Source organism: Gluconobacter sp. Dm-44 (assembly GCF_018256175.1).
Classification (GTDB): domain Bacteria; phylum Pseudomonadota; class Alphaproteobacteria; order Acetobacterales; family Acetobacteraceae; genus Gluconobacter; species Gluconobacter cadivus.
On sequence record NZ_JAERLZ010000033.1, the window covers coordinates 1 to 6,003 of the forward strand.

The following is a 6,003-nucleotide window of genomic DNA, read 5'->3' on the forward strand; positions in this document are numbered from 1 at the left end:
TACATAACGGCATGCTCTGGGCAAAGGTTGAGCAAGGGGCCAGCATCGCCCCGGCCAGAAGCAGCGGAAACAGTCGTGTTTTCGCGGCCACGGTCATCCCGATCCGTAAGGCTGATGTAAAATTCAAGGTCATCAGACGTCCGCGCCTTTCAGTTTCATGGGTGTTCTCAGGCCAAGGAAGACAGCACGCTCCAGGCCGCGCCGACTTTTCAACCCATCCAGTTCGACCAGATGACCCCGCACGGTGGCCTTGTCCCAGCGCAGCAGCTCGTCGGCCGCGCCGGCATAGTCACCGGCATTCAACTTGCGCAGCAGGGTCGAGCTTTCGACGGCAGCGGTTCCGACATTGTACTGCCAGGACAGCAGGGCCGCGCGCTGGACGTCCGACAGCGACACCTGGACCAGGCGGGACAACGCCGCATCGAGCGTCGTCACGGTTTGGAGCAGGAGGCTGTCAGCAGCAGTCCGATCGATAGGAGGGGTCCGGGCCGTGACAGGCTGTCCGTTGACCAGCCAGCGGCTGCCATACCCGATCGTCCAGTATCCGGCCGGACAGACATAGGGCGTGGCACAAAAGCCCTCGAACCCCGGCCGCCGCAGCAGCGCCGTGGCCAAAGCGATGGCGGTTTCATTCATGGGGATTGTCCATAAAAAAAGCCGCCCGGTTAGGCGGCCTTATTGGGATTTTGATATGGTGACTTCGGTTATTTTGTGGAAGCTATCGGCTTGGAAAAATAAATGCCTTAGGCAGGTGAAGATCGGAAGGAATTTATAAAAATTTACTTTACTGCAAGAATATGAAAATAATTATCTTAGTGGTTCTCCACGTCTAGGAATGAAGAAATGACAATAAAAAAAATTTTTCTTTCTCATATACATGAAGAAAAAGAAATGGCATTGCTTATAAAAAAACATGTAGAAGAATCTTTTGCTGGGTTTGTGGATGTTTTTGTTTCAAGTGATACTGAAAGCATTATGGCTGGATCAAATTTTTTAAAAGTAATGGAGAAAGGATTAATAGATTGTGTTGCTGCATTATATCTTATTAGTCCGAAATCAGTATCAAGAAGCTGGATTAACTTCGAGTTGGGAGCCGTTTGGACTCGAAACTTGCTCAGCCAGAAAGATTCAGGGCCCGAAATTCCTACTATTCCAATCTGTCATTCGGGGATCACGCCGTCCCAACTACCTCAGCCAATCAATAATTTAGATGCAATCAATGCGGTCGACGTAAATGGATGGACTAAAGTATTCAGATCATTGCAAATTGCAGCAGGAAGTAGGGGGATATTAAAAAACGACTTGAGTAAACTCGTATCTGAGATTAATGAAATTCAGAATTCATACACAATGAATCGAGATATAATTAGAGCTCTTGAGATAATAGGTTGTATAAATCCCAATTATACAAAACAACAATTAGCAAATTCTCTCGATAAAGAAGTAAAACCGAAATTAAATGGGGTTAAATTAATTTGCCTTGGAGAAAAAAACGTAAGAAATGAGCTTGAAGTGGAATTATTGGAACTATCAAAATCAAGCTTGAAAGATACCATAATTCTTGAAAAATTTGCGGTAAGTCAATTTTTTTCTCCTCAAGGGGCGATAAGTGGAACGGATTATAAAGTTTCGTTTTCTGTGCCACATTTGTTTTCTGCGCTCGGAATTTAGTTATGTTTTCATAAATAATAATCATGTTTAAACTAATATTATTAATTTATGTAGATGCGTGGAATATTGTATCTGAATTTTATTGTAATAAATGGCTATAGTTAACTCTCTATTCCTGATCTCATTTCCCGATCGAGACGACAAGATGCACGACCCCGGATCCAAGGATCGAAGTCAGCAGGGTGATGGCGGCCGTGACCACGGCCCGTGCGCCAAACAGACGGTCGAGCTTGCCGTTGATCTGGCGGTTGCTGCTCTCCATTGATTTCGCCAGAGCCTCAATCTCACTGCGCAGCGACGCGATTTCTTGACGCATCTCTGCCCGCAGATCGGACTGGCTGTTGCCAACGCTGGAGAGCTGGGTCTCTAACGTCAGGCATCGATCTTCGAGAACGCGGATCCGCTCTTCGGCAGACAGAGCAGCAGGCAGGCTTGCGACCAGGGTGGCCGTCTGAGAATCAGGCATCGTTTTTCCATAAAAAAAGCCACCCTGAAGGCGGCTGTCAGAAGAATGCAGAAGGGCAGGGGCCGCTTATTTCGGACCCTTGGCGATGTAGGTGATGTCCGTCGTCCCGCCATTGTTGATGTGCAGCGAGAAGCCGGTCTTGTCCGGCGCATAGGCGTGGCAGTTCACGTCACCATTGCCGAAATTCTGGGCCATGACCTTCGGCGTGTCCGAAAACGGCACCGCGAAGGTCACGCGACCACCAGATGCGATGCCTGTTGCAACGTCCATGACGATTTTCTCTCCGGGATCCGTCGGCAGGTTGTCGATGAACGCGAAGTCGTGGCCGTTCCAGCTGATGGAACTGCTGCTGACACTGAGCACCGGCGTCGTCCCGGAGTAGAGAACGAAATTCCCATCGCCCTGGAACTGGGCCCGCATGGCGCCATAATTGACCGTCATGCGGGTGGCCGTTCCATCGGTAATGTCCAGCTTGTTGCCGTTCGCATTGTTCGCGGCCGCCAGAGCAGAGTTTGCCGTCCCCTGGGCCGAGTTGGCGGAGGACAGCGCCGTATTGAGCTGAACCGTGGTCGCATAGCTCTGGCTAACCCAGGACTGGAACGCCACATTCCCGAGATCCGTCTGATCCACGGCAATGCCAAGGCCTGACCCATCCGTGCGCCAGCCAACATAGATCTGGTTTGCGCCGAAGTTGCTGAAGCCCCAGCTCTGTTTGACGAACTTGTTCCTGGCATCCGCCGCCCCGACAGCCTGATTGCTGCCCCAGTCCGCGACATCCGGGACCAGCAGTTCGGAAAGAACTGTCAGCGATTTGAGGCTCACGGCCCCGTCTTCATCCAGCTGGACCAGGAACTCGGCCGGGATCTCGTTATAGACCTGCACCCCTCCGGAGAAACGCATCAGGTCCGTGCCGTTCTGGGTGTTGCCGATCACTCGGCTGCGGACCAGCGTGCAGGGATTGGCGATCGTGAGCGTTCCCACGCCCCATTCAGCCTGCGTTCCGTCATCCGCAGAGTAGAAGACCCGGCCACCATTCGGGAACGCCTGGGAGAACGCTCTGCGGTCGGCAGCCGCGCCGTTCAGCACGAAGTCCCCGACGCCCGGACTGCTGGCAGTCTCCAGGACAAAATTGGCCAGCATGGTCATCACAGTCGCTCCGTCAGGGTGAAGGTCCAGCTCCGCCGATCGGCAGGGCCGTAAGGATTGCCAATGTCGCCGCCGCTCAGGCGACCGAAGAGGGCTTCTTCCTGAGACGTGGCCCCCGGATCCGGGAGGAAGAGAATATTCTCCCCAGATGCCGCGACCCGCTGGATCTCCCGCAGGATCGCGGTCTCGGCTGCGCCATAGGACTGATGGGCGATCGAGGCCTTTCTCTGGATCCAGCGCATCTGCGGAAACTCTGCGCCAGACAGCGCCGTCACCTCATCGACCCCGAGATTGAAACCCGAGCTGCTGTCGGTCGAGAAGTTGCGGACCGGCTGCCAGAGCGGCCCGACATAGGCCAGCGGCACCGAGAGATACCCGTCCGGATTGCCCGGATCCGCGATCGTAATCGTCACAACATCGCAGGACAGTTCTGCCGGCAGAACACAGACCGCCTGACCCGCCAAGATTGCCATGGGCTGGGTCGCATCATGCAGGACGTTGTCGGCGTTGCTGACCACGATCCGCCAGCTGGCCTGTGCTGTCAGGTTCGTGCGATGCACCGACACGACCCGGACGCCCCCGCGCTGCGAGAGCGCCACTGTCAGCGTGGCCGTCGTGGCGTCCGTCCGCCAGGCATAGGCCGGATTTCCCTGTGGGGAGGTCAGGTTGCTGACAGGCAGCGCGTCTGCGGCGCTATCGGCCGACAGGACGGCAGAAAGCACGGCGTTCTGATAGCCAAGTCCACAGTTTTCCATGAAGTCTCACAAGAGGTTGGGTCCGAAATCTCCGAAAGGGATGCCGTCGGGGATGTTCCACAGGGTCAGAATCTGAAGTGTCGCCGTCGCATCACCGGCCCGGACATGTTCTGCGACGACAACCCCCAGGCAGGAATTGGCCAGCCCTGGGACAGGGGCTCGCATGGTCACCGTGTCGCCAAGGTCGACCTGCCAGCTCAGTTCCAGAGGGATGGTGACGGCCCAGAGTGTGGGGTGCGCACCCCACAGGCTGCCATGGAGATCCGCGACAGTCTGGGCGTCCTGCGACGCCGCCAGCGCGGTGACGATCGGCGTCGGATCGTTTGGAACCCGCCAGCGCATCCGCAGGCTCGCGTCGGACCAGACAGCATTGCGGTCTGCTATCGCGATCAAAGCCTGCCGGTCGGCCGGGGCCTGCGGGTGCAGACCCGAGCCTGCCGTCTGGACTGTGAAATTATGCTGCCAGCCCATGCGCCAGCGCCATGTCGGCGGGCTGAGCGAGGCGTCCAGAGAAACGGACTGGATGTCAGTGATGACACTTGTATCAAGCGTCAGGGTCGCGGAGGTGAGATCATCGGTTGCTGCCAGAAGAACAGGACGCAGCGTCCCCGACCGCGTTGGCACGATCGAGACCGCCAGCCCCGAGAGCAGGGTCCGGACTACGTCCTGTCCCGTGACCGTTTCTGTTCCATCCCAGAACCATCCCGCCCGCCAGGGAGCAAGCGGACTCTGCGCTGGCCACTGCGCATCAATATAGGCCTCCGGAAGAACGAAGTCCTCCAGGAGCATGGTGCGCAGGATGTCCAGAACGTTCTGCGGCGTGGCTCCGGAGGGAAACGATCCGACCGCATCCACGGTGATGCCGTAGACGGGGCGTGTGCCCAGGCGGATCCATGTGCCCGTTCCCCCTCTCTGGATCTGGTAGGTGCCAGGATCAGGGGACTGGGCATAGAGATCCGCGACCAGTCCGCCAAAGGCGATGCCACCGGCGAACCCGCCTTCATCATCCCCCGTAGCCGTCTGGTACCGCGCCTGAACCGACAGATCGCTCTGCCGCAGCGTGTCCAGCTGGGAGGCGAAGCCCTGGTCGTAAAGCGACTGGTACTTCGCATTCAGCTGGGTGCCATCCAGTCCGTACTGATTGGCCTGCGAGGCGGCTGCCTCGTAGGTCTGTTTCAGTGCGGCCATCTGATCCACCCAGGACTGCTGCCCCGAGACCGTGGCCTTGAGCAGCTCCGGCATCGTCGTGTCGACGAAGGTTGTAATGGTGGAGATCTGGGTCTGAAGATCCGAGGTCGACAGCGATTTGCCATCGAGCGCGGTGTCCAGAGCGGTTTTCAGATCGCCGGTGGCTTTCGTGAAACTGCCGACCGTGACCGTGCCGTCCGAATTGAACTTTGAGACGGCAACGCCCAGCTGGTCGACCGTGTCGGCCATGGTCTTCAGGTTGGCGATCGCCGTTGCATAATCCGAGACGGATGTTGCATCGCTTGGCAGCCCCTGTTGCAGGGCCTGCTGGAACGTGGCGTCCGACGTGCTGTAGGTCGCCTGTTTCAGCAGATCCGTGAGCGAGACGGACTGAAGCGACTTGTCCTTGTTGTTCTTGTCATCGCGGACCGTCCCCAGCAGCCCGCCATCGCCGCCGCCGATCAGACCGCCCAGCATGGTGCCAACCACCGGGATGAACGATCCGGCCGCAGCGCCAGCGGCCGCTCCAACACCGCTGCCGATCAGGCCATTGGTCTTTGTCCCACCGCCGATGCCGGAAAGCGCAGACCCGATCCCGAAGCCCCCGCCGATCCCGCCCAGGAGGTTGCCCACCGTGGCTGTGCCGAACAGGTTGGTCTTGAGACCAGAAGACAGCCAGGATGTGGAGCCGCCAAGGCTGCTAGGCTCAGGACTCATTCTTTGAGGTAGAAGATGACGCTTGCTGCGATGTGGATTGCGGACATGAATGTATGAGCG

Annotated in this window: 6 protein-coding genes; 1 reads left to right on the top strand and 5 read right to left on the bottom strand. The window is 57.1% G+C overall.

The genetic code is table 11. The annotated features are described in order from the left end of the window. Window positions 1-132: 132 nt before the first annotated feature. The gene (locus JK213_RS15520; protein WP_194263494.1) at window positions 133-636 is read right to left on the bottom strand and encodes a lysozyme; all 504 of its coding nucleotides are present in this window, start codon (window positions 634-636) and stop codon (window positions 133-135) included. Between the two features lie 207 nt (window positions 637-843). Between JK213_RS15520 and JK213_RS15525 the strand changes: the two genes are divergently transcribed. Beyond that, entirely contained in the window at window positions 844-1,671 is an 828-nt protein-coding gene (locus JK213_RS15525; RefSeq protein WP_194263495.1) for a toll/interleukin-1 receptor domain-containing protein, read from the top strand. 121 nt (window positions 1,672-1,792) lie between these two features. Here the strand turns inward: JK213_RS15525 and JK213_RS15530 are convergent, their stop codons facing one another. From JK213_RS15530 to JK213_RS15545, 4 genes are all read right to left on the bottom strand, one after another. Continuing rightward, entirely contained in the window at window positions 1,793-2,137 is a 345-nt protein-coding gene (locus tag JK213_RS15530; RefSeq protein WP_228125680.1) for a hypothetical protein, read from the bottom strand. 66 nt (window positions 2,138-2,203) lie between these two features. Further along, window positions 2,204-3,286: a hypothetical protein gene (locus JK213_RS15535; protein ID WP_211571879.1), complete on the bottom strand. Its 1,083-nt coding sequence runs from the start codon at window positions 3,284-3,286 to the stop codon at window positions 2,204-2,206. Then, window positions 3,283-4,038, bottom strand: coding sequence for a hypothetical protein (locus JK213_RS15540; RefSeq protein WP_194263497.1), 756 nt, complete (start codon window positions 4,036-4,038; stop codon window positions 3,283-3,285). Before JK213_RS15540 ends, JK213_RS15535 begins: the two co-directional genes overlap by 4 nt. Window positions 4,039-4,044: 6 nt before the next feature. After that, on the bottom strand, window positions 4,045-6,003 hold a 1,959-nt coding region (locus JK213_RS15545), incomplete at its 5' end, for a hypothetical protein (protein ID WP_211571880.1).